This window comes from Novosphingobium colocasiae, from assembly GCF_014652555.1.
GTDB lineage: Bacteria > Pseudomonadota > Alphaproteobacteria > Sphingomonadales > Sphingomonadaceae > Novosphingobium > Novosphingobium colocasiae.
The window spans coordinates 544533-565970 of the sequence record NZ_BMZA01000001.1 but is presented as its reverse complement, the minus strand read 5'-3'; the positions used below and the strand labels follow the sequence as shown (position 1 = coordinate 565970).

General features: G+C 66.5%; 17 protein-coding genes. 10 read left to right on the top strand and 7 right to left on the bottom strand.

Going from position 1 to position 21438, the window contains the following annotated elements:
• Nucleotides 1-18 precede the first annotated feature (18 nt).
• Complete coding sequence (ccoN, locus tag IE122_RS02805; RefSeq protein ID WP_189619541.1) at nt 19-1668, bottom strand: cytochrome-c oxidase, cbb3-type subunit I; 1650 nt, start codon at nt 1666-1668, stop codon at nt 19-21.
• Nucleotides 1669-1906: 238 nt separating this feature from the next.
• Between ccoN and IE122_RS02800 the strand changes: the two genes are divergently transcribed.
• Nucleotides 1907-2674: an OmpW/AlkL family protein gene (locus IE122_RS02800; RefSeq protein WP_308430391.1), complete on the top strand. Its 768-nt coding sequence runs from the start codon at nt 1907-1909 to the stop codon at nt 2672-2674.
• Between the two features lie 267 nt (nt 2675-2941).
• Here IE122_RS02800 and IE122_RS02795 read toward each other — a convergent pair whose 3' ends face one another.
• The 3 genes from IE122_RS02795 to IE122_RS02785 all read right to left on the bottom strand — a co-directional run bounded on the left by IE122_RS02795 (nt 2942) and on the right by IE122_RS02785 (nt 6365).
• Nucleotides 2942-3646 carry a Crp/Fnr family transcriptional regulator gene (locus tag IE122_RS02795; protein ID WP_189619539.1) on the bottom strand — a complete coding sequence of 235 codons (705 nt, stop codon included), beginning with the start codon at nt 3644-3646 and terminating at the stop codon, nt 2942-2944.
• 148 nt (nt 3647-3794) lie between these two features.
• The gene (gene ppa / locus IE122_RS02790) at nt 3795-4346 is read right to left on the bottom strand and encodes an inorganic diphosphatase (RefSeq protein WP_189619538.1); all 552 of its coding nucleotides are present in this window, start codon (nt 4344-4346) and stop codon (nt 3795-3797) included.
• A 111-nt stretch (nt 4347-4457) separates the two neighbouring features.
• Nucleotides 4458-6365: a M61 family metallopeptidase gene (locus IE122_RS02785; protein ID WP_229813667.1), complete on the bottom strand. Its 1908-nt coding sequence runs from the start codon at nt 6363-6365 to the stop codon at nt 4458-4460.
• Nucleotides 6366-6514: 149 nt separating this feature from the next.
• On the opposite strand from IE122_RS02785, the gene hisS reads away from it, so the two are divergent.
• The 9 genes from hisS (at nt 6515) to IE122_RS02740 (ending at nt 18269) form a co-directional block, all read left to right on the top strand.
• Nucleotides 6515-7792: a histidine--tRNA ligase gene (gene hisS, locus IE122_RS02780; RefSeq protein WP_189619536.1), complete on the top strand. Its 1278-nt coding sequence runs from the start codon at nt 6515-6517 to the stop codon at nt 7790-7792.
• 538 nt (nt 7793-8330) lie between these two features.
• Complete coding sequence (gene prfA, locus IE122_RS02775; protein ID WP_189619535.1) at nt 8331-9404, top strand: peptide chain release factor 1; 1074 nt, start codon at nt 8331-8333, stop codon at nt 9402-9404.
• Nucleotides 9397-10236 carry a peptide chain release factor N(5)-glutamine methyltransferase gene (gene prmC / locus IE122_RS02770; RefSeq protein ID WP_189619534.1) on the top strand — a complete coding sequence of 280 codons (840 nt, stop codon included), beginning with the start codon at nt 9397-9399 and terminating at the stop codon, nt 10234-10236. Before prfA ends, prmC begins: the two co-directional genes overlap by 8 nt.
• Nucleotides 10237-10486: 250 nt before the next feature.
• A complete protein-coding gene (locus tag IE122_RS02765; RefSeq protein WP_189619533.1) occupies nt 10487-11407 on the top strand; it encodes a DUF4167 domain-containing protein in 921 nt (306 codons plus the stop codon).
• Nucleotides 11408-11502: 95 nt separating this feature from the next.
• Nucleotides 11503-13152 carry an apolipoprotein N-acyltransferase gene (gene lnt, locus IE122_RS02760; protein WP_189619532.1) on the top strand — a complete coding sequence of 550 codons (1650 nt, stop codon included), beginning with the start codon at nt 11503-11505 and terminating at the stop codon, nt 13150-13152.
• Nucleotides 13153-13197: 45 nt separating this feature from the next.
• The gene (gene metK, locus IE122_RS02755) at nt 13198-14421 is read left to right on the top strand and encodes a methionine adenosyltransferase (protein WP_189619531.1); all 1224 of its coding nucleotides are present in this window, start codon (nt 13198-13200) and stop codon (nt 14419-14421) included.
• Between the two features lie 233 nt (nt 14422-14654).
• Nucleotides 14655-16541, top strand: coding sequence for a M3 family oligoendopeptidase (locus tag IE122_RS02750; protein ID WP_189619530.1), 1887 nt, complete (start codon nt 14655-14657; stop codon nt 16539-16541).
• 7 nt (nt 16542-16548) lie between these two features.
• On the top strand, nt 16549-17400 hold the full coding sequence (locus tag IE122_RS02745) for a sulfurtransferase (RefSeq protein WP_189619529.1): 852 nt from the start codon (nt 16549-16551) through the stop codon (nt 17398-17400).
• 86 nt (nt 17401-17486) lie between these two features.
• Entirely contained in the window at nt 17487-18269 is a 783-nt protein-coding gene (locus IE122_RS02740) for a universal stress protein (protein WP_189619528.1), read from the top strand.
• 410 nt (nt 18270-18679) lie between these two features.
• Here the strand turns inward: IE122_RS02740 and IE122_RS02735 are convergent, their stop codons facing one another.
• The 3 genes from IE122_RS02735 to IE122_RS02725 all read right to left on the bottom strand — a co-directional run bounded on the left by IE122_RS02735 (nt 18680) and on the right by IE122_RS02725 (nt 21423).
• Nucleotides 18680-19552 (bottom strand): transposase, encoded by an 873-nt coding sequence (locus tag IE122_RS02735; protein ID WP_189619527.1) that lies wholly within the window; start codon nt 19550-19552, stop codon nt 18680-18682.
• Entirely contained in the window at nt 19540-20463 is a 924-nt protein-coding gene (locus IE122_RS02730) for a hypothetical protein (protein ID WP_189619526.1), read from the bottom strand. The genes IE122_RS02735 and IE122_RS02730 overlap by 13 nt, the downstream gene beginning before the upstream one ends.
• Before the next feature lie 159 nt (nt 20464-20622).
• A complete protein-coding gene (locus IE122_RS02725; protein WP_189619525.1) occupies nt 20623-21423 on the bottom strand; it encodes a precorrin-2 dehydrogenase/sirohydrochlorin ferrochelatase family protein in 801 nt (266 codons plus the stop codon).
• Between the last annotated feature and the right edge of the window lie 15 nt (nt 21424-21438).

Genomic DNA, 21438 nt, shown 5'->3' with positions numbered 1-21438 from the left:
GTTCCCTTTCGGCTTGCGTTATTCGGCCGCAGCCAGGATCGGCTTGTCCGCCGCAGGATCGAAGGCGGCATCGCGCATCGGCGCTTCCTCGCGCAGCTTGCCGATGATGGTCGCCCATACGTTCACCACCATGATGACCGCGCCCGCCAGGTAGAGCAGGCCACCGAAGGCACGCAGCAGGAACATCGGATGCAGCGCGGCGACGGTATCGGCGAAGGAGTTCACCAGGTAGCCGTCCGGCCCGTATTCCCGCCACATCAGCCCCTGGGTGATGCCGGCAACCCACATCGAGGCGGCGTAGAAAACGATGCCGATGGTCGCGAGCCAGAAGTGCCAGTTGACCATCCGCAGCGAGTACAGGCGGGTCCGGCTCCACAGACGCGGCACCAGATAGTAGATGCACGAGAAGGTGATCATGCCGTTCCAGCCCAGCGCGCCGGAGTGGACGTGGCCGATGGTCCAGTCGGTATAGTGGGAGAGCGAGTTGACGCTCTTGATCGACATCATCGGGCCTTCGAAGGTGCTCATGCCGTAGAAGGCCAGCGCCATCACCATCATGCGGATGATCGGATCGGTGCGCACCTTGTCCCAGGCACCGTTCAGGGTCATCAGGCCGTTGATCATGCCGCCCCAGCTCGGCATCCACAGCATGACCGAGAAGACCATGCCCAGCGTCTGCGCCCAGTCAGGCAGCGCGGTGTAGTGGAGGTGGTGGGGCCCCGCCCAGATGTAGAGGAAGATCAGCGCCCAGAAGTGGATGATCGACAGGCGATAGGAATAGATCGGGCGTTCGGCCTGCTTGGGGACGAAGTAGTACATCATCGCCAAGAAGCCGGCGGTCAGGAAGAAGCCCACCGCGTTGTGGCCGTACCACCACTGCACCAGCGCCCCCTGGACGCCGCCGAACAGCGGATAGCTTTTCGAGCCGAGCAGGCTCACCGGCACGTCGAGGTTGTTGACGACGTGGAGCATCGCCACGGTCAGGATGAACGCCAGGTAGAACCAGTTGGCGACGTAGATGTGGGGTTCGGACCGCTTGATGATCGTGGCCCCGAACACCAGCAGGTAGCAGACCCACACGATCGTCAGCCACCAGTCGACGTACCATTCGGGTTCGGCGTATTCCTTGCCCTGGCTGTTGCCGATCAGATAGCCGGTCGCGGCCAGGACGATGAAGAGCTGGTATCCCCAGAACACGAACCGGGCGAGGCCGGGCAGCGCCAGCCGCGCGCGGCAGGTACGCTGCACGACATAGAAGCTGGTGCCGATCAGGGCATTGCCGCCGAACGCGAAGATCACCGCCGAAGTGTGCAGCGGGCGCAGCCGCCCGAAGTTCAGATAAGGTTCGAAGTTGAGCGCCGGAAAGGCTAGTTGCAGGGCGATGAAGAGCCCCGCCGCAAACCCGGCCATGCCCCAGAACACCGTGGCGATGGTGGCCCAGCGGACGGGATCGTCGTCGTAACGGCTGTTGTCCGGCATCCTGAGGATGCCGCGCGCGATCGCATCGTAATCCGCGCCACGCACCGTGGCCCACAGGGCGAGGAACGCGGCGATGGCGAAGATGCTCATATGGATGGCGAAATTGCCGTCAGCCGCCAGCGCGGCCGCCGTGACGGCAAGTATAAGCAGCACAAGCCAGACGCCTGCCCGCGTGACGACGGATACCATAAGCCTTCTCTTTTCGAGATAAGTTGCTGAACCTTGATCCTGCCCATGACGATAAGCATGGTCAGCCACATTGACGGCGATCAAAAAGGCCCATTTCGGCCCAAAGGCCTACAAATCCGTCATTTTGCGCAGGATCAAATCAACAATTGCGCACGATCAATGCAGGTATTCGCGCGATGGGACACATCCCGCCCCGCAGCCGCTCAAGAGGGGGGACACGCACGGTGCGGCCCCGGCGGTGAGGAAGAAGAAGATCATCACCATGCGCAAACTGACCATGATCGCCGCGCTGGCGGCCACCACCGCCATCGCGTCACCCGCCCTTGCCGGCAGCAGCGACGGCAAGATTCAGGTCAAGGTTCTCGCCACCGGCGTGCTGCCTGACGGCGGCATTTCGAGCGTGAAGGCCATTCACCTCAACCCGACCTCGGGCGGCGGCGAAGTGGCCGCAGCCGCGCTGGTGCCGGGCTTCGGCGATGTCGTCGCCTCGCTGGCGAATCCTGACACCAAGGCCAACAACAACGTCGTCCCGACGCTGGCGATCGAATACTTCTTCAACAAGACGTTCTCGGCCGAGACGATCTGCTGCTTCACCGAGCATCACGTCAACGGCACCAAGGGCGCGGCGGGGACCAACCTCGTCAACCACGTGCTGATCCTGCCCGCGACGCTGACGCTGAAGGCGCACCTCGACACCGGCACGCCGATCAAGCCCTATGTCGGCGCGGGCCCGGCCCTGTTCCTGGTGTTCGGCGAAAAGCCGGGCGACACCGCCAAGGCGCTGGACATCAAGAAGGTCAAGATGTCGAACGAGGTGGGCTTTGCCCTTCAGGGCGGGGTGGACATCGCGGTGAACGACAAGGGCATGGGCATCTCGCTCGACGCCAAGCGCTATTTCATCAAGCCCACCGCCTCGTTCTACGATTCGGACGGCACGCTGCAGCTCAAGACCAAGCACGACCTCAACCCCTGGGTGCTGAGCGCCGGTGTCACGTATCGCTTCTGACCGCTCTGATCGGGTCGCACCGGTCCCAACCGCAAAAGGGGAGCCCGCAAGGCTCCCCTTTTCGTTTTCAGGCGATGCGATCGATTATACCAAGGCTCAATAACTTTGACTCATGCCGCTCTCTCCCCTTCAGGGGAGAGATACGCAGGCTTGGCGGCTCGTCCGCCTAGCCGGAGTAGAGAGGGGGCGCAGCGGCACCATCCCCCTCTCCCAACCCTCTCCCCTGAAGGGGAGAGGGCTATGAGTTCGGATAAACGAGCCTTGGGGTTACCCCGCTTCGGCGACCAGCGCATCGAGATCGAGTATCACCACTTCGCGGCGCGAGGGCAGATCGACGATGCCTTCGTTCTTGAGGCGGGTGAACTGCCGGCTCACCGTTTCGATCGTCAGCCCCAGCACATCGGCGATCTGCTGGCGCGAGAACGGCAGCGTGACATGGCGCCGGTTCGGCTGTTCGAAGCGGATCGCGCAACCGGCGGTATTGTCCATCCGCTCCACCATTTCGACCAGGAAGCTCGCCATCTTTTCGCCGGCGGACTTGCGCCCCAGCAACAGCATCCAGCGGCGCGTGCGGTCCAGTTCGCCCAGCGTGCGTTCGAGCAGCTTGTGCTCGAGCGCCGGATGCTCGCGCGCGAAAGCGTCGAAATCGCGGCGGGAGAAGACGCAGACCTTGGCGTCGGTCAGCGCGGTGACGCCGTGCCCGGTGGTGCCGCCGAACGGGCGGCCAATGAAATCGGACGGATAGACGACGCCGACGATCTGCTCGCGCCCGTCTTCGGTGTTGGTGGAAAGCTTGAGCACGCCTTCGATCACATTGGCGACGAGGACCGAATCCTCCCCTTCCCAGATCAGCGATTCGCCGGCCACGACATTGCGCGTGCGCCCGACAGTATTGAGCGCGCTCAGTTCCTTGGCATCGAGCGAAGCGCAGATCGCCCGGTTGCGGACAACACAAAGATCACAATTGGACATATGCAATCGCTACCAGCGCCACCAATTTGGCTCAAGCCTTGCCCTTACCGCAAACCGCGGTTTCGAGATAGCGGGAACAGTACCAAGAAAAAGACGCCCGAACCCGGACGGTTCGGACGTCTTTAAACCGACGGAAACGGATACTCTCTCAGGCCGGTTCGGCGTTCTTGCCTTCGGTCTGATAGCGTTCGATCGCTTCGAGCACGATCTGGCGCGCGTCATCCGCATTGCCCCAGGTGCCGACGCGGACCCACTTTTCCTTTTCCAGGTCCTTGTAGTGGGTGAAGAAGTGCTCGATCTGGCTGAACACGATCTCGGGAAGGTCCTCGCGGCCCTTGACATCGGAGTAGTAGGGGAAGGTGGAGTTCACCGGCACGCAGATCAGCTTTTCGTCGCCGCCATGCTCGTCTTCCAGGTTCAGCACCGCGATCGGCCGCGCCTTGACCACGCAGCCCGGGATGAACGGCGAACGCGACACGACCAGCGCGTCCAGCGGATCGCCATCGGGCGAAAGAGTGTGCGGGACAAAGCCGTAGTTGGCGGGGTAGCGCATCGGCGTGTGGAGGATGCGGTCCACGAACAGGGCACCGGAAGCCTTGTCGAATTCGTACTTCACCGGTTCGCCGCCGGTGGGCACTTCGATGATGACGTTCAGGCTCTCCGGCGGATTTTCGCCAACGGGAATCATGTCAATGCGCATGGTCGTCCTTCGTATATCAGCAATCCGGGTACCGGCCGCGCCGGTCACGCGATCGCCGACTTAGCCCCGCGCCTGCTGCATCGCAACAGAGTTATTCAATCGCCCGCATCATTACTTGGTACGAGGCTGAAACAGCTTGTCGATGCCGGATTCACCATTGCCGACCGCCGGTTCGAGCCACGGCCAGCGCAGCCCGCCATGATAATCGACGGCCACGTTCAGGATACGGTTCCCGCGTTGCACCACGAACTGGATTGGTGCCGGGGCGGATTTGGCGCGGGTGATCGCCGCCTTCATCGCCTCTGCCGACCAGGCCGTGCCATCGATTCCCAGAATCTGCGCGCCGGTGACCAGACCGGCATTGAACGCCGGGCCATCCCACATCACCGAGGTCACCACACCTTCGCGGTTCAGCTCCATCCCCAGCGAGTGAGTGAGATAGAGCGCGCCCTGCCGGGTCATCAATGCCTGTTCATAGCTGTTGGGCACATCGCGCCAGACCAGCCGGTAGCCGCCCCGCTCGATCCCGGCATAAGGCGCGCCCTGCCCCGGCTGCTCGATCCGTTGGCGCAGGAACGTGGCCCAATCATAAGGGTAGACCGCATTGAGCGCGGCGGTGACATCGTCGAAAGTATAGGTGCTGAGCCGCCCGTCGCCCTGTCCGGGCGCAAAGAAGGCGCGAGCGAAATCGTCCAGCCCGCGCGCGCCTTTCGTGCCGGTGCGGATGAGCTGGTCCGCCTCCAGCCAGATCAGCGCGCCTTCCCAGTAATAGTCCTCGCCCCGCGCCAGCGAGCCATAGGGCTTGGGCTTGCGGTTCGCGATGATCGGATCATAGGTGGTGTCGATCAGCGGCCGCCAGCCGCGCCCCGCGCTCGCGGCGAGTCCGGCGGCGCGCTGGGCGATCGCCCCCAGCACGGTGTCCTTGCGCTGCACGCCTGATCGCACCGCCAGCACCAGCCCCCAGAACTGGGTCTGCCCTTCATAGACCCACAGCAGATCGTCCTGCATCGGCGTGCGGTAATCGGGCGTGGCGAGCCCGGCGGGACGCCGGTACTTGCCGTTCCAGGCGTGGACCAGTTCGTGCGGCAGGGTGTTGTGGTCCCAGTCGGTCCCCGCCCAGTCGATGAAGCTGCCCGGCTCGATCGCGTCCTCGCTCGATGCGAGGTGTTCCAGCCCGATGTCGCCAAGCTGGTTGGTCAGCGCGACGAGGAACTGATAGCGGCCGGCCGGTAGCGGGCCGAACACGGCCGTGCTTTCCGATACCAGGCGGCGCAGTTTTTCCAGATTGGCCGGGTCGAGCGCCAGGTACGCGGGCACATCGGCAAAGGCATCGATAGTGACCGATCGGCCGAGATCGAACCGGCGATAGTTGGCCCCGGCAAAGATCGGGCTGTCGATCAGCGTCGCATAATCCGTCGCGGCCCAACTCGCCCGATTGCCCTGCCGGACCAGACCGGGCAGCGCCGTGGCGGGGGTCCAGCCGGCTGGCAGGGTCACCGAGGGGCGCACCGGGATGCGGCTGACCGCATGGCCGGTGGGGTACAGGCTCATGTGCTCCCATTTGAGGTTGAGCATCGCGTCAGTCATCGTCACCCGGCCTTCGCCCGGCTGCAGCGGCGAGGTGTGGACAAACCGCGCGGTCAGCGTGGCCGCGCCCTCGGGCAGGTCGATATGGAAGGCGCTCGTCTCCACCGGATCGCGACGCCAAGGCGCGGGCTTGCCATCGACGGTGAAGCGCAGGTCAACCAGTTCGGCGGGCGAATTGTCAGGTCCGTGGCTGCCCGGCAGCCAGTCCGGCAGCAGCAGCGACAGCCGCCGCGTCCCCGGCGGCAGCGGGATCGTTTCGGTGACGCGATAGAGGCCGCGCGCGATGTCGGTGGCATCGATGTCGAGCGCGATGGTTCCGCCGGGCCAGGCGGTGTCGGCGGCGGCCGGCAAGTCCGGGCTGGTCAGCGGGTAGCGCTGCCGCCCGTCGTCCGCCCGCGCGATTGCGGGCGCACCAGCCGCAGCCAGCGCCATCGCGCTTGCCAGGGCAACCTCTCTGACAACATTTTTTATCATCACTGCCTGCTTCATGGCTTGCCGCGCTGCCCGCCGCAAGCTGCAGCCCGCCCCGATCCACCGCGCTCTCTTCCCCCCCGCCGCAATTCCGGCTAGTCGCGCGCGCTATGAGCAAGGACACGCAGCAGCAGCCGGCCACCCCCCAGGCGATCCGGGGCACCCAGGACATCTTCGGGGCCGAGGCGGAAGCGTTCGCCCACGTTGTCGAGACGTTCGAGCGCGTGCGCCGGCTCTATCGCTTTCGCAGGATCGAAATGCCGGTGTTCGAAAAGACCGCCGTGTTCTCCCGCTCGCTGGGCGAGACGACCGATGTCGTGTCCAAGGAGATGTATTCGTTCGACGATCGCGGCGGGGAATCGCTGACGCTGCGCCCGGAATTCACCGCCGGCATCGCCCGTGCATACCTGACCAACGGGTGGAAGCAGTTCGCCCCGGTCAAGCTGGCGACCCACGGCCCGCTGTTCCGCTATGAGCGGCCGCAAAAGGGCCGCTATCGCCAGTTCCACCAGCTCGACGCCGAGGTGATCGGCGCGGCCGAACCGATGGCCGATGTCGAGCTGCTGGTCATGGCGGACCAGTTGCTGAAGGAACTGGGCATCGCCGATGGCGTCACCCTGCAGCTCAACACCCTGGGCGACGCCGCCAGCCGCGACGCCTGGCGGGCGGCGCTGATCGACTATTTCCGCGCCGTGAAGGCCGATCTGAGCGAGGATTCGCAGGACCGGCTGGAACGCAACCCGCTGCGCATCCTCGACAGCAAGGACCCGCGCGACAAGGTGTTCGTGGCCGACGCCCCGCAGATCGACCAGTTTCTTTCGGCCGAGGCCCAGGACTTCTTCGGCGCGGTGACGGCCGGGCTGGACGCTGCCGACGTCCAGTGGACCCGCGCCGCATCGCTGGTGCGCGGGCTGGACTATTACCGCCACACCGCCTTCGAATTCGTCACCGACCGGCTCGGCGCGCAAGGGACGGTGCTGGGCGGCGGGCGCTATGACGGCCTGATGGAATCGCTGGGCGGCCCGGCCACCCCGGCGGTCGGCTGGGCAGCGGGGATCGAGCGGCTGGCGATGCTGGTGGGGGATGCGCAGGCACTCAAAAGCCATTCCGTTGATCTGGCGGTGGCAGCAGAACACCCGGAACGCGAGACAGCCGCTTTGGCGCTGACAAGCCTCATGCGCCGCTCCGGTTTTTCCGTGGAGCTGGTGGCGACCGGCTCTCCGCGCAAACGCTTCGATCGCGCCAAAAAATTCGATCCGGCGTCGATCATCTCGCTCGATGTCCGTGACGGCGAGATGTCCGCAACCATCCGGCTGCTGGATGAAGAGTGGAACAGATTTCCCGCCGCGCGCGCGCTGTTTGACGGTTTCGTCGAGGAGCAAGGGTGAAGACGCCACACGCTCTCATCTCCCGTCACCCTGAACTCGTTGCAGGGTCCATTTCACCGTCCAGGCCAACGGTCTTCGGGGAGAGATGGATGCTGAAACAAGTTCAGCATGACAAAGGTGGTTCATCCCTCGTCACCCCCGCGCAGGCGGGGGCCCATCTCCTGCCGCTGCTTGAAGGGCAAGCGCATCGGCTGGGTTCCCGCGTTCGCGGGAATGACGAATATAGGGTGCGTCCCCTGCCCTTCAGGAGAGACGCGGGGCTGATGATCGCGGTTTCACGCGGAGGCGCGGAGACGCGGAGAACAGGAAACAGGGTTCGCGCAAAGGCGCAAAGGCGCAAAGGGCTTGCGGCGAAGCCGCATTCCAGATGCATGAGCGGTTTTGCTGCTACGTCAGTTCAGCAAAATATGCCTGCGGCACACAACTTACCCTTTGCGCCTTCGCGCCTTTGCGCGAACCTGAATCCTGCCTTCTTCTCCGCGTCTCCGCGCCTCCGCGTGAACCGGACTGTCTTCAACGAAAACCGGCAAGCCCCGCGATGAGCATCGTTTCCGACGAACGCCTGCGCCAGATCGCGCACCGCTTTGCCGAGCTGGAAGCGCGGCTCGCTTCGGGCACGCTGGAGGGTGACGCCTTCGTCACCGCCAGCCGCGACTATGCCGAGCTGGAGCCGGTTGCGCAGGTCGCCGGGCAAGTCGCGACGATGCGCGCGGAGATGGCCAACCTGCAGGCGCTCGACGATCCGGACCCGGAGATGCGCGCGCTTGCGGCGGAGGAAGTGGCGCGGATCAGGGCCGAGTTGCCGGTGGCGGAACATCGCCTTGCCTTGGCCATGCTGCCGCGCGATGCGGCGGATCAGCGGCCGGCGATGCTGGAAATCCGCGCCGGTACCGGTGGCGATGAAGCCGCGCTGTTCGCTGCCGACCTCTATCGCATGTACGAACGCTATGCCGCCGAACAGGGCTGGCGGGTCGAGATGATCTCGGCCAACGCCAGCGACATCGGCGGGTTCAAGGAAGTGGTGGCCAACGTCTCGGGCACCGGCGTGTTCGCCAGGTTCAAGTTCGAAAGCGGCGTCCACCGTGTCCAGCGAGTGCCGGTCACCGAAAGCGGCGGGCGCATCCACACCTCGGCCGCGACCGTCGCGGTCCTGCCCGAACCGAGCGAGGTGGACGTGCAAATCGAGGACAAGGACCTCAAGATCGACATCTACCGCGCATCAGGCGCGGGCGGGCAGCACGTCAACACCACCGATTCCGCCGTGCGCATCACGCACCTGCCCAGCGGCTTGGTGGTCATCTGCCAGGACGAGCGCAGCCAGCACAAGAACAAGGCCAAGGCGATGCAGGTGCTGCGCGCGCGGCTGTTCGAGAAGATGCGCGACGAAGCACAAGGGGCCGAGGCCGAGGCACGCAAGGCCATGGTCGGCTCAGGCGATCGGTCGGAACGCATCCGCACTTACAACTTCCCGCAAGGCCGCGTTACCGATCACCGCATCAACCTGACCCTGCATCGCCTGCCCGAAATCCTTGAAGGGCCGGGCCTGGCCGAGCTGATCGACGCGCTGATCGCCGAGGACGAGGCCAAGCGGCTCGCCGCGATGGATGGCTGAGCATCAGACCGTCGGCGAAGCGATCCGCGCGGCGGCGGAGCGCCTCGGGGCCACCAGCGATACCGCGCGGCTGGATGCCGAAGTGCTGATGGCCCATGCGCTGGCGGCGAGCCGCTCCGATCTGCTGCTGCGCCATATGCGCGATCCGGCTCCCGATGGCTTTGCCGCGCTGGCCGATCGCCGCGCGGCGCAGGAACCGGTGGCCTATATCACCGGGACTCAGGAGTTTTTCGGCCTGCCGTTCAGCGTCGATGCCCGCGTGCTTATCCCGCGCGGCGATTCCGAAGTGCTGGTCGAAACCGCGCTGGGGGAGCGGCCGGGGGCCCGGCGCGTGCTTGATTGCGGCACCGGTTCGGGCGCGCTGCTGCTGACGGTACTGGCCAACCTGGCCGAAGCGACCGGGGTGGGGATCGATGCCTCGGCCGGAGCGCTGGCGGTTGCGGCGGCCAATGCGCAGGCGCTGGGCCTCGCCGAACGGGCGCGCATGGTGGCGGCCGACTGGCGCCTGCCCGACTGGACCGGGGGGGTGGACGGGCCGTTCGACCTGATCCTCGCCAATCCGCCTTACGTCGAGGATGACGCCGATCTGGCCCCGTCGGTGCGGTCGTATGAGCCGGCATCGGCGCTGTTCGCCGGGCCGGCCGGGCTGGACGATTACCGCATCCTCATCCCCCGCCTGCCCGCGCTGCTGGCTGCCGATGGACTGGCGCTGGTGGAAATCGGCCATACCCAGGCGGACGCGGTTGCGGCGCTGGGCGCGGCCGCAGGAATGGCCTCGCGGCTGGTCCATGACCTTGGCGGCAGGCCGCGCGTTGTCGTATTTTCCTGTTGATGATGTGAAAATCGACGAAATATCGCTTGGAATCGCGAGGCGAAACACTTATTCAAACTAACGAACCGCCATCCGGATGCAAATTCCCGGTCGCGGATCATCTCCGTCATTTGCAGGCGGCCGTGGCAGGATGCGGCCCCGAACTTGGCAGATGAGGAAGCCGCGACAGCAGGGGGGCTGCCGCGTTCATGCACATGCGGCATGCCGGGTTTTGCCGGCGCAGTGCCAGGGGTTTTGAGGTACGTAATCCTTGAATAACAATCGTGGTAACAACCGCAGGCGTGGCCGCGGTAACAACAATCGCCAGCAGGGCGGTCAGCAAACGAATCGGATCGACAGCAGGGCACGGGGCAACGCTCCGCAACTGCTCGAGAAGTACAAGAAGCTGGCCCATGACGCCCATCTCAATGGCGATCGCGTGATGGAGGAATATTACCTCCAGTTCGCCGATCACTATTTCCGCGTCATCGCCGACCAGCGCCAGCGCCAGGACGATTCGCGCCCGCCCCGCCGGGAAGAGCGGCCGTATGAATACGGCTATGGCTACGACAACGACGGCGATTCCGATGACGAGGCTGCCGTTGACCGTGTCGAGCGGCCCGAACGGGCTGAGCGGCCCGAACGAGCGGAGCGCCCCGAACGGGCCGAGCGTGCGCCTCGCGCCGAGCGGGGCAACCGTCCCCAGCCGGTGGAGGATGATGGTGTCGCGCTCGCAGATGATGGCAACCGCGCCCAGCCGGACGGCAACCGTTCAATCTACGAACCGGTAGAAAACCCCTTTGTGCGCGAAGCGCGCGGCGGCGGTGCCCCTGAAAAGAGCCGCAACAAACCGCGCCGTCGCGATCGCGACGATCAGCCCGGCGATGCGCCGAAGGCGACGGCTGATGCGCCGAAGGCGGTGGCCGACGCCGAACAGCCGCAGCCTTCGTTCGATCTGTCCTCGTCGCTACCGCCCTCGTTCTCCGGCAAGGAAGAGCGCGAAGGCGACGGCGCGGAACGCAAGCCGCTGCGCGCCCGCGCCGGTCGCAAGCCCCGCGCTGAAACCGCCGCCCCTGAGGCCGAGCCCGTCGCAGCACCGGCAGTGGCCGAACAAAAACCCCGCCCCCGCGGCCGGCCCCGCAAGGCCGCCGCTTCGGACGGCAACGGCGATTCGCTCGAAACCGTGGGCTGATCGGGCCGGCCATCCGGCCTGATCGATGATCCGATTGAGACGGCGGTGCAAGGATGCTTGCGCCGCCGTTTCGCTGCCCTACATAGTCGCAGCCCATGCCTTCTGACCGGTCTGCGCCGCTTTCCCCTCCCTCGCCCGCTATCCGCCGCGTGATCGCGTGGCTGCTGCCGATCGTGGCGGGCGTCCTTGCGGCCTGCGGGTTCCAGCCGCTGGCGCTGTGGCCGCTGACGCTGATCGGCATGGCTTGCCTGGCGTGGCTGGCAATGCGGGCCGGCGGGGCGCGGTCGGCATTTCTGACCGGGTGGCTGTTCGGGCTTGGCCTGTTCACGCTGAGCGACAACTGGATCGCCACCGCCTTTACCTATCAGGCGCAGATGCCGGTGTGGCTGGGCGGGATCGCGGTGGGGCTGCTCTCGCTCTATCTCGCGATCTTCCCCGGCCTCGCGAGCCTAGGCCTGTGGCTGATCGTGCGCCCCGCGCCGGGAACCCCGCCCGCGCTCGCCGCCGTTCCCGCCTTTGCGGGCCTGTGGATCGTCAGCGAGTGGCTGCGCGCGTGGCTGTTCACCGGCTTTGCCTGGAACCCGATCGGCGTCGCCTTGCTGGGCCCGTTTCGCCATCCGGGGCTGGCCGCGCTGACGCCGTGGATCGGGACCTATGGCCTCTCCGGCCTGCTCGTGCTGCTGGCGGCCGCAGCAGCCTGGGCCGCCGGGCACGCTGCTGCGGCGCGCTCCGCCCCGGTCCGCCTGGCGGGAGCGCTGGGCGCGCTGTTGCCGCTCGCCCTTGCCGCGCTGGGCATGGTCGCGCTGCGCCCGCCGGCCGAGCAGGCGGAGGGCGGCATTGCCTATACGCTGGTCCAGCCGGACCTGCGCCAGGAAGTGATCGACGATCCGCGCCGGTTCGAGCCCAATTTCCAGACCCTCGCCCGGCTGTCGCCACCGCTGCGCCCCGGCCAGAAGCGACTGGTGCTCTGGCCCGAATCCGGGCTGGCCGACTATCTGCGCGACGGGTACCCTTCCGAATACTACTACCAGTTCACGTATGCCGCCGATCCCGGCCTGGCGCGGCGGCGGATCGGCCATACCATCGGCGATTACGGTCTGCTGCTGAGCGGCGGCGTCGATCTGGTGATGGCCGATGGCAAAGTGCGCGGCGCGCGCAATTCGGTGACCGCGTTCGATGGCCGGGGCGATATCCTCGCCAGCTATTCCAAGGCGCATCTGGTCCCTTACGGCGAATACCTGCCGATGCGGGGGTTGCTGGAGCCGCTCGGCCTCTCACGCCTTGTCGCCGGGGCGCTCGATTTCTGGCCGGGCCCCGGCCCGCGCACGTATGATCTGGGCGATTACGGCAAGGCGGGCGTGCAGATTTGCTATGAGATCGTCTTCAGCGGCGAGGTCGTCGATCCCAAGGCGCGGCCGGACTATATCTTCAACCCGTCCAACGATGGCTGGTTCGGGGCCTGGGGCCCGCCGCAGCATCTGGCGCAGGCGCGGCTGCGCGCGATCGAAGAAGGGCTGCCGGTGCTGCGGTCCACCACCACCGGGATCAGCGCGGTGATCGATGCCGACGGCGTGGTGCGCGCATTCGCCCCGTGGCACCACCGCAGCCGGCTGGACGGCTTCATTCCGCCAGCCCACGAAGCCACCGCCTTCGCCCGCATCGGCAACGCCCTGCCGCTGACGCTAGCCGCCGCGCTGATCCTGCTCGCCTTTTTCATGGTTGCCCTGCACCGCCGCCGCCGCTAGAGCCGGGTCCTAACTTAAAGCAATCTTTATATGACGGGCGGCCACATGCGCAGCGACTACCTGTTCACTTCCGAAAGCGTTTCCGAAGGTCATCCCGACAAGGTCGCGGACCAGATTTCGGACGCCATCGTCGATCTGTTCCTGTCCAAGGATGCAGAGGCCCGCGTAGCCTGCGAAACGATGACCACCACTCAGCTTGTGGTGCTGGCCGGGGAAATCCGCTGCAAGGGCGTCTATGAAAACGGCGAGTGGGCCGACGGCGCGCTGGCCGAAATCGAACAGACCGTGCGCAACACCGTGCGCGCAATCGGCTATGAACAGGCCGGCTTCCACTGGCAGAGCTTCCGGTTCGAGAATAACCTGCACGGCCAGTCCGCCGAGATCGCGCAAGGCGTCGATGCCGGCGACAACAAGGACGAAGGCGCGGGCGATCAGGGCATCATGTTCGGCTATGCCACGGACGAGACGCCCGATCTGATGCCGGCCACGCTCTATTACAGCCACAAGATCCTGGAGCGCATGGCCGCCGATCGCCATTCCGGCACCGCGCCGTTCCTGGAACCCGATGCCAAGAGCCAGGTGACCTTGCGCTACGAAGGCTCGCTACCCGTTGCGGCGACCGCGATCGTCGTTTCCACCCAGCACAAGCAGGGCTACTGCCTGACCGGCGAGAATGCCGATCTGGCGAAGTATGCGGAACTCGAAGCCTATGTGAAGCGGGTGGTGGCCGAGGTGATCCCACCGGTCCTGCTGCGCGAGACGCGTTATTACATCAACCCGACCGGCGCATTCGAGATCGGCGGCCCTGACGGCGACGCCGGCCTGACCGGCCGCAAGATCATCGTTGATACCTATGGCGGCGCTGCCCCGCACGGTGGCGGTGCCTTTTCGGGCAAGGACCCGACCAAGGTCGATCGCTCCGCCGCCTATATCACCCGCTATCTGGCCAAGAACGTGGTGGCGGCCGGGCTCGCCACGCGCTGCACCATCCAGATCGCCTATGCCATCGGCGTCTCCGAGCCGCTTTCGCTCTACGTCGATACGCATGACACCGGCACGGTGGGCGATGACCGGATCGAACAGGCAATCCTGGGCATCGACCGCCTTGGCGGCCTGACCCCGCGCAGCATCCGCACGCACCTTGGCCTCAACAAGCCGATCTACCGCCAGACCGCCGCCTACGGCCACTTCGGCAGGACGGCCAAGGGCGACCTGTTCCCGTGGGAACGGCTCGATCTGGTCGAGGACCTGAAGGCGGCGCTGGTATAACAGCGCGGGGATGCGTTCACGGCGTAGGGCGGAAACGCGCGCGCCTCGAAGAATCATCCGTTTAATCAGCAATACGTTCCGTTCGTATCTCGACTTCGCTCGATACGAACGGTGTTGAAGTCAGGCTCCCGTTGCAGCACGCCCCGGCCGATCCGGGGTTGCGCCTGTCGGGCACCGCGCTAGCTTGTGGTTCTGCACGCCGCCCCCCGACGGCGCGAGAGGGAATCCACGCCATGCCAGAAGCTGACCGCCGCGGTGTCCTGATGGGGCTTGCCGCCTCGCTACCGGCTGCCGGCCTGATCGCCACGCCCGGGTTCGCCGCTGCCGCTGCCGGAAGTGCTGCCCCGCCCGCGTCCGGCGCGGCCTGGGACCTGACCGACCTGTTCGCCGACACCGCCGCCTGGGAGGCGGGCCGCAAGGCGGTGACCGACGCCCTGCCGCGCCTCGCCGGCTACAAGGGCACGCTGGGCGAGAGCGCGGTGGCCATGCTGCGCGCGCTGGACGATATCTCCGCCGTCACCCTCAAGCTCATCCGCGTCTACATCTACGCCTCGCTCAAGGCGGACGAGGACTTGCGGATATCGGCCAACCAGGAGCGTGACGCGCAGGCGACCGACCTTTACGCCGCGTTCCAGCAGGCCGTGGCCTGGCAGGCTCCTGAAGTGCTCGCGCTGGGCCGCGACAAGGTGGAGAGCTTCATCGCCGCCAGCCCCGATCTGGCCCGGCGCTTCGCATTCTCCTTGCGCGATACGCTGCGGCAGGGCGAGCATACGCTGAGCCCCGAGGGCGAGGACCTGCTCGCCGCCGCCTCTTCACCGCTGTCCGGCCCGGCGACGACGCGCGGGCAACTGGTATCGTCCGACCTGTCCTGGCCCACCGTCACCCTGTCCGACGGGCGCAAGCAGCGGCTGGACGAACAGGGCTATACGCTGGTGCGCGACGCCCCTGCCCGGGCCGACCGCAAGCTGGTGTTCGATACCTTCTGGGGCGCTTACAAAGGCTTCGAGAATACCTTGGGCGCCAATTACGCCGCGCTGCTGAAGGGCGATCTGTTCGAAGCGCGGGCGCGCAAGTATCCCGGATGCCTGGCCGCCGCGATCGATCGCAACGCCGTTCCCGAAGGCGTCTATCGCACGCTGGTGGCCGAAGTGAACGCCGGCCTGCCGCAACTCCATCGCTATTTCCGCCTGCGCCAGCGCATGCTCAAACTGCCGGACCTGCGCTATTACGACGTCTACGTCCCGCTGGTTTCATTGGACCGCAAATACTCGCTGACCGACATGCGCACCATCACGCTGGAGGCGCTCAAGCCGCTGGGCCCGGAATATCAGGCGATGCTGGCCAAGGCGACGTCGGCCCGCTGGATGGACCCGCTGCCCCGTCCGGGCAAGCGATCGGGTGCCTACATGTCCGGCGATGCCTACGATGTGCATCCCTATCTGCTGCTCAATCTGGGCGAGGATTATTCGGGCCTGTCCACGTATGCCCACGAATGGGGCCATGCGATGCACACGCTGCTCGTGCATACCGCGCAGCCTTTCGAGCTGGCAGACTATCCGATCTTCACCGCCGAAATCGCATCGACCTGCAACGAGATGCTGCTGGGCGAATATCTGCTGTCGCGGGCCAAGTCGCGCGACGAACAGATATTTCTCCTGGGCATGCAGCTCGATCGTATCCGCGGCACCTTCTTCCGCCAGACCCTGCTCGCCGAATTCGAGCTCAAGGCCCACGAACTGGCCGAGACCGGCGAGGGCCTGTCAGGCGAGGCCTTCTCGCGCGTCTATCTTGATCTCTTGCGGCGCTATCACGGCCCGGATTTCGTGGTCGATGATCTCTACGGGGTCGAGTGGGCGTATATCCCGCACTTCTTCAACGCCTTCTACGTGTATCAGTACGCCACATCGATCGCGGCGGGGACCTGGTTCGGCCGTCGCGTGCTGGATGGTGGCAAGGCCGAACGCGAAGGATACCTCGACGTGCTGCGCGCGGGCGGATCGGACCATCCGACGGAAATCCTCAAGCGCGCCGGGCTCGATATGACCGCCCCCACTGCCTATCAGGGGCTGGTGGCCGAATTCGGCCGCATCCTCGATCGGATCGAAGCGCTGCTGGGCTGATACAACCATGAGCTGGACCACCCTCATCTCCGTCGCAGAGCTGTCCGCCGCGATGCAAGGCGCGCAGCCGCCACTGGTGCTTGATTGCGGATTCGAACTCGCCAAGCCCGATCAGGGCCGGACAGACTACCTGGCAGGGCACATTCCCGGCGCGCGCTACGCCCATCTCGATCGCGATCTGTCCGGGCGGTCGGACGGCACCAATGGCCGGCATCCGCTGCCCGATCGCGATGTGCTGGCAGGCTGGCTGCGGGCGCAGGGGCTCCATGCCGGGCAACAGGTTGTCGCCTATGACGCCAGCGGCGGCGCGTTTGCCGCGCGGGCGTGGTGGCTGCTGCGCTGGCTGGGCCATGCCGAGGTGGCGGTGCTCGATGGCGGGCGGCAGGCGTGGGTGACGATCAAGCACAGCCTTGAAGGGGGCGAACCGGCCCCGGCGCTGGCGGGGGACTTCGCCGCCGGTATGCCGCTGGTAGCCGGGACCGTCGATGCCGATGAGGTCCAGGCAAACATCGCATCGGCCGCCGCGCGGGTGCTCGATGCCCGCGATCCGGCGCGGTTCCGGGGCGATCCCAACCCGCTGGACCCGGTGGCCGGGCATATCCCCGGCGCGCGCAACCGCTTCTTTCGCGACAATCTGGACGAAGCCGGACAGTGGCGACCGGCGGACGATCTGCGCGCCGACTTCCTCGCCCTGCTGGACGGGGCACCGGCGATCCTGCAATGCGGATCGGGCGTGACCGCGTGCCACAACGCGCTGGCGATGGAGATCGCCGGCCTGCCGGGAGCGCTGCTTTACCCCGGTTCGTGGAGCGAGTGGATCTTCGATCCGGCCCGCCCGGTTGCCCGTGGGGCGGATTAACCGGCGCGGGCGCGTTTTGATATTGGTCATGGCCTTTTGATGCACCGTACCTAGATTGGATGCATTGCCCGAAGGTGGAGGTTCCCATGCGCTCGATACTCGTTGCCGCTGACAGCAAACCCGGTTCCGATCTGCGGCTCGAAGCGGCGCTGGGCCTGGCCCGACAATCCGACGGCCATCTGACGGTGCTCGTGGACACCCCCGTGTCGCGCTACCTTTCGATGGACCCGATGGGCGGCGGCTACCTTGTCGCCGATGCGCTGGAACAGGCGCGGGACGCCGATGACGCGATGGCATCCGCGCTGGAAGCCCGCCTGAGCCGGGGCGATGTGCCTTTCGACATCCTGCGCAGCGAGGACGAGCCGGTGCCGGCACTGGCGCAGGCCGGGATGCTGGCGGACCTGGTGGTGGTATCCCGCGACGATCGCATGGCCGGCGAACTGGCGCTCAGCACGCGCACGCCGGTTCTGGTGGTCGCCGGCACCGCGCCGCTGACGTTCCCGATCCGGCGCGCCTGCATCGGCTGGGACGGCGGCGAACAATCGGCTACGGCACTGCGCGCGGCGGTTCCGGTCCTGCGCGATTGCCAGATGGTGAAGGTTGTCACCGTCGCCGAAAAGTCCGGCGGCTTCCCGCCGACGGACGCCCTGCGCTACCTCTCACGGCATGGCATCCACGCCGAGCTGGAGGAATGCGAGCGTCGCGGGTCCACCGCAGAGACCCTGGCGGTGGCAGTGGGCCAGTCGCATGCCGAACTGCTGGTGATGGGCGCATACGGCAAGAGCCGGCTGCGCGAGATGTTGTTCGGCGGAGTGACGGCCTATTTCCTCGAAGAGCCGTCAGCCCCGAATCTCTTGCTCGCCCACTGATCGCGATCATCCTGGTGGCATTTTGGCGCTGGCCAAAGCGCTGCCCCGCGTCCGCAGCAAACCGCTGTCGCGCTGCAATAGGCAACGATTGCAGCGCCTTAAGTCTCGCGACCCTGAGACTTGCCGTTATCGCAATCTGAATAGTGATTCGGACGGTATTTTTGTTTTAAATCAGCACGAAAAATATTTTGACCGATTGATCAGTCAGAAGAATGCAACTGGAGTTGCAATTTTTTCACCCAAAAGCGTGCATTTCGCACTTGCACAAAACCGGCGGCCAAGGCATACAGAAACTGCCTTTCAGGCATCCTCTCCCAAAACTTCCAAGGCCCGGTCGGCAACGACCGGGCCCTTTTTTTGGTCTGATCTGGACAGGCACCATCCTGCACTGGAGCCAAGCACGATGAGGATCAGCGCAAAGCCGCGCGATGCTGGCGGGCGATGGCGGCGATCCGGTGGTTGCCGCCTTGCTCCGCCTGCTTCCAGATCGCGTCGCGCGCTTGCGCCGATGTCTCCTGCTCAGCCAGCGCCCGCCAGGCGCAAAGCCGCAGGCTTTCGCTGGCGTGGTGCTGCGCTACGTGCAGCGCGCTTGCCCGGGCCGCTTCTCCGCCCAGCGCCACCGCCGCGCGCAGCAGCGATTCTCCCGCTGCCGGATCATCGTCGGTATGGGCCCCGCCAATCTCCGGCTGGAACCAGCGCCGCGCCTGCCCCTGCGTCGCGCGCGAATTGTGAACCAGCGTCAGCGAGATCGACAGCGAGGCTGGCGGGTGCAGCCGGTGCACGTCGCGGCGCGCGCGGTAGTGCAGCATGCACCCTTCGCCCAGCGCAAGCTGACCGGCGGGCCGCAATCGCTTCGACCGCCCGCGCGCATCCTCTTCGTGCTCGAAATGATCGCGCAGGCAGCCGGGGCCGAAATAGCCGAGCGTCACCACATCGGCGGCGTGATCGTGCGCCTGCCCATATCCGGCATGGCAGGTGCCGCCATCGGGCACTTCCCAGATCGTGGCGAGGAGGCGGAAATCGGAATTTTCGGGCGCGGCCAGTGCAAGCTGGTGGCTGTGGGCGGGTGCCCAGCCCGGCGCGGCGGGCTGGCGCGGGTTGCCCAGATGGTCCAGCAGCCGATCGCCGATGAAGTGCCGGTCGTTGCCGAGCCGCCCCAGCCAGTGACTCGCGTGGGCCAGACTTTCCTCGTCCCCTGGATCGAAACCCCAGGAACACAGCGCATCGACGCATTCGTCAAGCGAAGCGCTGGTCGGATCGCGCACGGCGATCACCCGAACCACGGCAGCGCTCCCTTGCCACGCTTCGCGCTCCGCCGACGCACCGGAGCCACAACGGCGGCGTGCGCCTGCAACGGATCGTGGCGGGCCCTGGCAACCCGCGCCGCCACCACCCGCGCCGTCTCTTCATCAAGAGAGCACAGTTCATCCAGCGCCCGCCGCCGCAGGCCAAGGTCGCCCGATCCGCCGGCGATCGCGGTCAGCATCGGGACCGCATCACGCCGCCCCATGGCACCCAACGCGGCCACCGCCGCCAACCGGAGCTTTTCGCTCTCCCCGGTGACGATCTCCTCGATCCGCCGGCCGGTGGCGCGGTCGTACCGGCGCAGCGGCAGCGAGGCGGCGAACCGGCGCTCCAGCCGCAGTTCGACCAGTACCGCGTCGATCGCGGTCATCCGCATGGCTTCGCGCGGGCCCAGTTCGTGCAGGACGACGCCCGGCCCGAGGTCCAGCGGGGAGGCGTCGATGCGGGTTTCCGCGCTGCCGGGTTCGGCGCAGCGCAACCGCTCACAGCGCCCTCGCCCGGACAGGAAGTGCCGCCATGATTCGCGAGGGTGAAAAGTGGCGGTGTCACCCGCCCGCGAAGCATCCGCCCCATCCCCGCCGTCATGGACCACCAGCACGATCCGCGCCTGCTCCTCGCTCGCCAGCAAGACCTGCGCCTCGCCATCCACCACCCGCTCGATCAGCGGCGAAACCCCGGTCCCGTCCGCGTGCGCCAGTGCCGCCATGCCGAGCCCGGCGAAAGTGGTGGCGAAGGCGAGCGCGCTGGAACCCTGGGCATCGAACAGCAGCGCCAGGTGAGGGCAGTGGCACAAGTCGCTGCCATGGGCGAACCGTTCGAAATCGGCGAGAACGCGAGCGATCACGGCATTGTCACTGCCGATCCGCGCGCCGCCGGGGCCATCGATCATAACCGGCGACCGCCGTTTCCAGCCTCGCCGTGCGGGGCGGTGCCGCCCCCATGGATGCCCGCCACGTGTTTTGTTTCCTCGGCTGCGCTTTATTCTTCGGGAAGCACTAAGGGCGCGGAAAGCTCCATTTTGAAGTTAAAAACCTGAAAGGCCGCCGGATCAGCGCGGCGCGCGCAGCACGATCACCGTCGCCGCCGGCGCATCGCCGGGATCGGGAAGCGGCGCGTCCCCGGCGATCAATTGCCGCACAGCATCGGCCCGCGACCGGTCCAGAACGGCAGCCGGGACCGCCGCTTCGTGCCGGATCACATCCGCCGTCCCCAGCCAGCGCGCTTCTCGCAGCGACAGGTCGTCCGGATCGGCGCTGCGCAGGACGATCTCGATCACTTGCGCCGCCGCGCCTCCCGCCCCCGCCAGCCAGCCCTCCACCCGGTCGGCACTGCCATCGACCAGCGGATCGAGCGTGCCGCCGGGAGCGAGCGCGGCGTCCAGCGCGCGGCGGCGATCGTCCGCAACGGGAAACCGCGCCCGCAGCGCGGCGCGGGCACTTTCCAGCGCACGGGCGAGCGCGCCCAACCGTTGCGGCAGCAACCCTTCCAGCCGCAGACGCAACTGCTTGGCCAGCCCGGCAGACGCCCCGCCGGTGCCGATCGCCACCAGCACCGGGGTGCGATCGAGGATGGAAGGTACCGTGAAGTCGCATAGCGCAGGACGATCGGTCACGTTCACCAGCAAGCCGGCACACCGCGCCCGCAGCGCATCGGCTTCGGCACTGGCCAGATCATCATGTGCGATGAACGCCAGACGGGCACCGCGATCGATGCCCCCCTGAAGCTCGTCGATCGCCTCGCCCCCGGCGCGTTCGACCAGCCGGCGCTTGGCATCGGCGGCCGCACCGCTGCCCAGCACAATGACCGGCTGCCCGGCGATGCGGTGGAACAGCGGCAGCGCTTCGATCACGGATGCCCCCGCCGG

What these genes read in the sequence shown, in the direction of transcription:
- ccoN (WP_189619541.1), bottom strand. Translation starts at nt 1,668, where the DNA reads ATGGTATCCGTCGTCACGCGGGCAGGCGTCTGGCTTGTGCTGCTTATA.
- IE122_RS02795 (WP_189619539.1), bottom strand. Translation starts at nt 3,646, where the DNA reads ATGTCCAATTGTGATCTTTGTGTTGTCCGCAACCGGGCGATCTGCGCT.
- ppa (WP_189619538.1), bottom strand. Translation starts at nt 4,346, where the DNA reads ATGCGCATTGACATGATTCCCGTTGGCGAAAATCCGCCGGAGAGCCTG.
- IE122_RS02785 (WP_229813667.1), bottom strand. Translation starts at nt 6,365, where the DNA reads ATGGCGCTGGCTGCGGCTGGTGCGCCCGCAATCGCGCGGGCGGACGAC.
- hisS (WP_189619536.1), top strand. Translation starts at nt 6,515, where the DNA reads ATGAGCAAGGACACGCAGCAGCAGCCGGCCACCCCCCAGGCGATCCGG.
- prfA (WP_189619535.1), top strand. Translation starts at nt 8,331, where the DNA reads ATGAGCATCGTTTCCGACGAACGCCTGCGCCAGATCGCGCACCGCTTT.
- prmC (WP_189619534.1), top strand. Translation starts at nt 9,397, where the DNA reads ATGGCTGAGCATCAGACCGTCGGCGAAGCGATCCGCGCGGCGGCGGAG.
- lnt (WP_189619532.1), top strand. Translation starts at nt 11,503, where the DNA reads ATGCCTTCTGACCGGTCTGCGCCGCTTTCCCCTCCCTCGCCCGCTATC.
- metK (WP_189619531.1), top strand. Translation starts at nt 13,198, where the DNA reads ATGCGCAGCGACTACCTGTTCACTTCCGAAAGCGTTTCCGAAGGTCAT.
- IE122_RS02750 (WP_189619530.1), top strand. Translation starts at nt 14,655, where the DNA reads ATGCCAGAAGCTGACCGCCGCGGTGTCCTGATGGGGCTTGCCGCCTCG.
- IE122_RS02745 (WP_189619529.1), top strand. Translation starts at nt 16,549, where the DNA reads ATGAGCTGGACCACCCTCATCTCCGTCGCAGAGCTGTCCGCCGCGATG.
- IE122_RS02740 (WP_189619528.1), top strand. Translation starts at nt 17,487, where the DNA reads ATGCGCTCGATACTCGTTGCCGCTGACAGCAAACCCGGTTCCGATCTG.
- IE122_RS02730 (WP_189619526.1), bottom strand. Translation starts at nt 20,463, where the DNA reads ATGATCGATGGCCCCGGCGGCGCGCGGATCGGCAGTGACAATGCCGTG.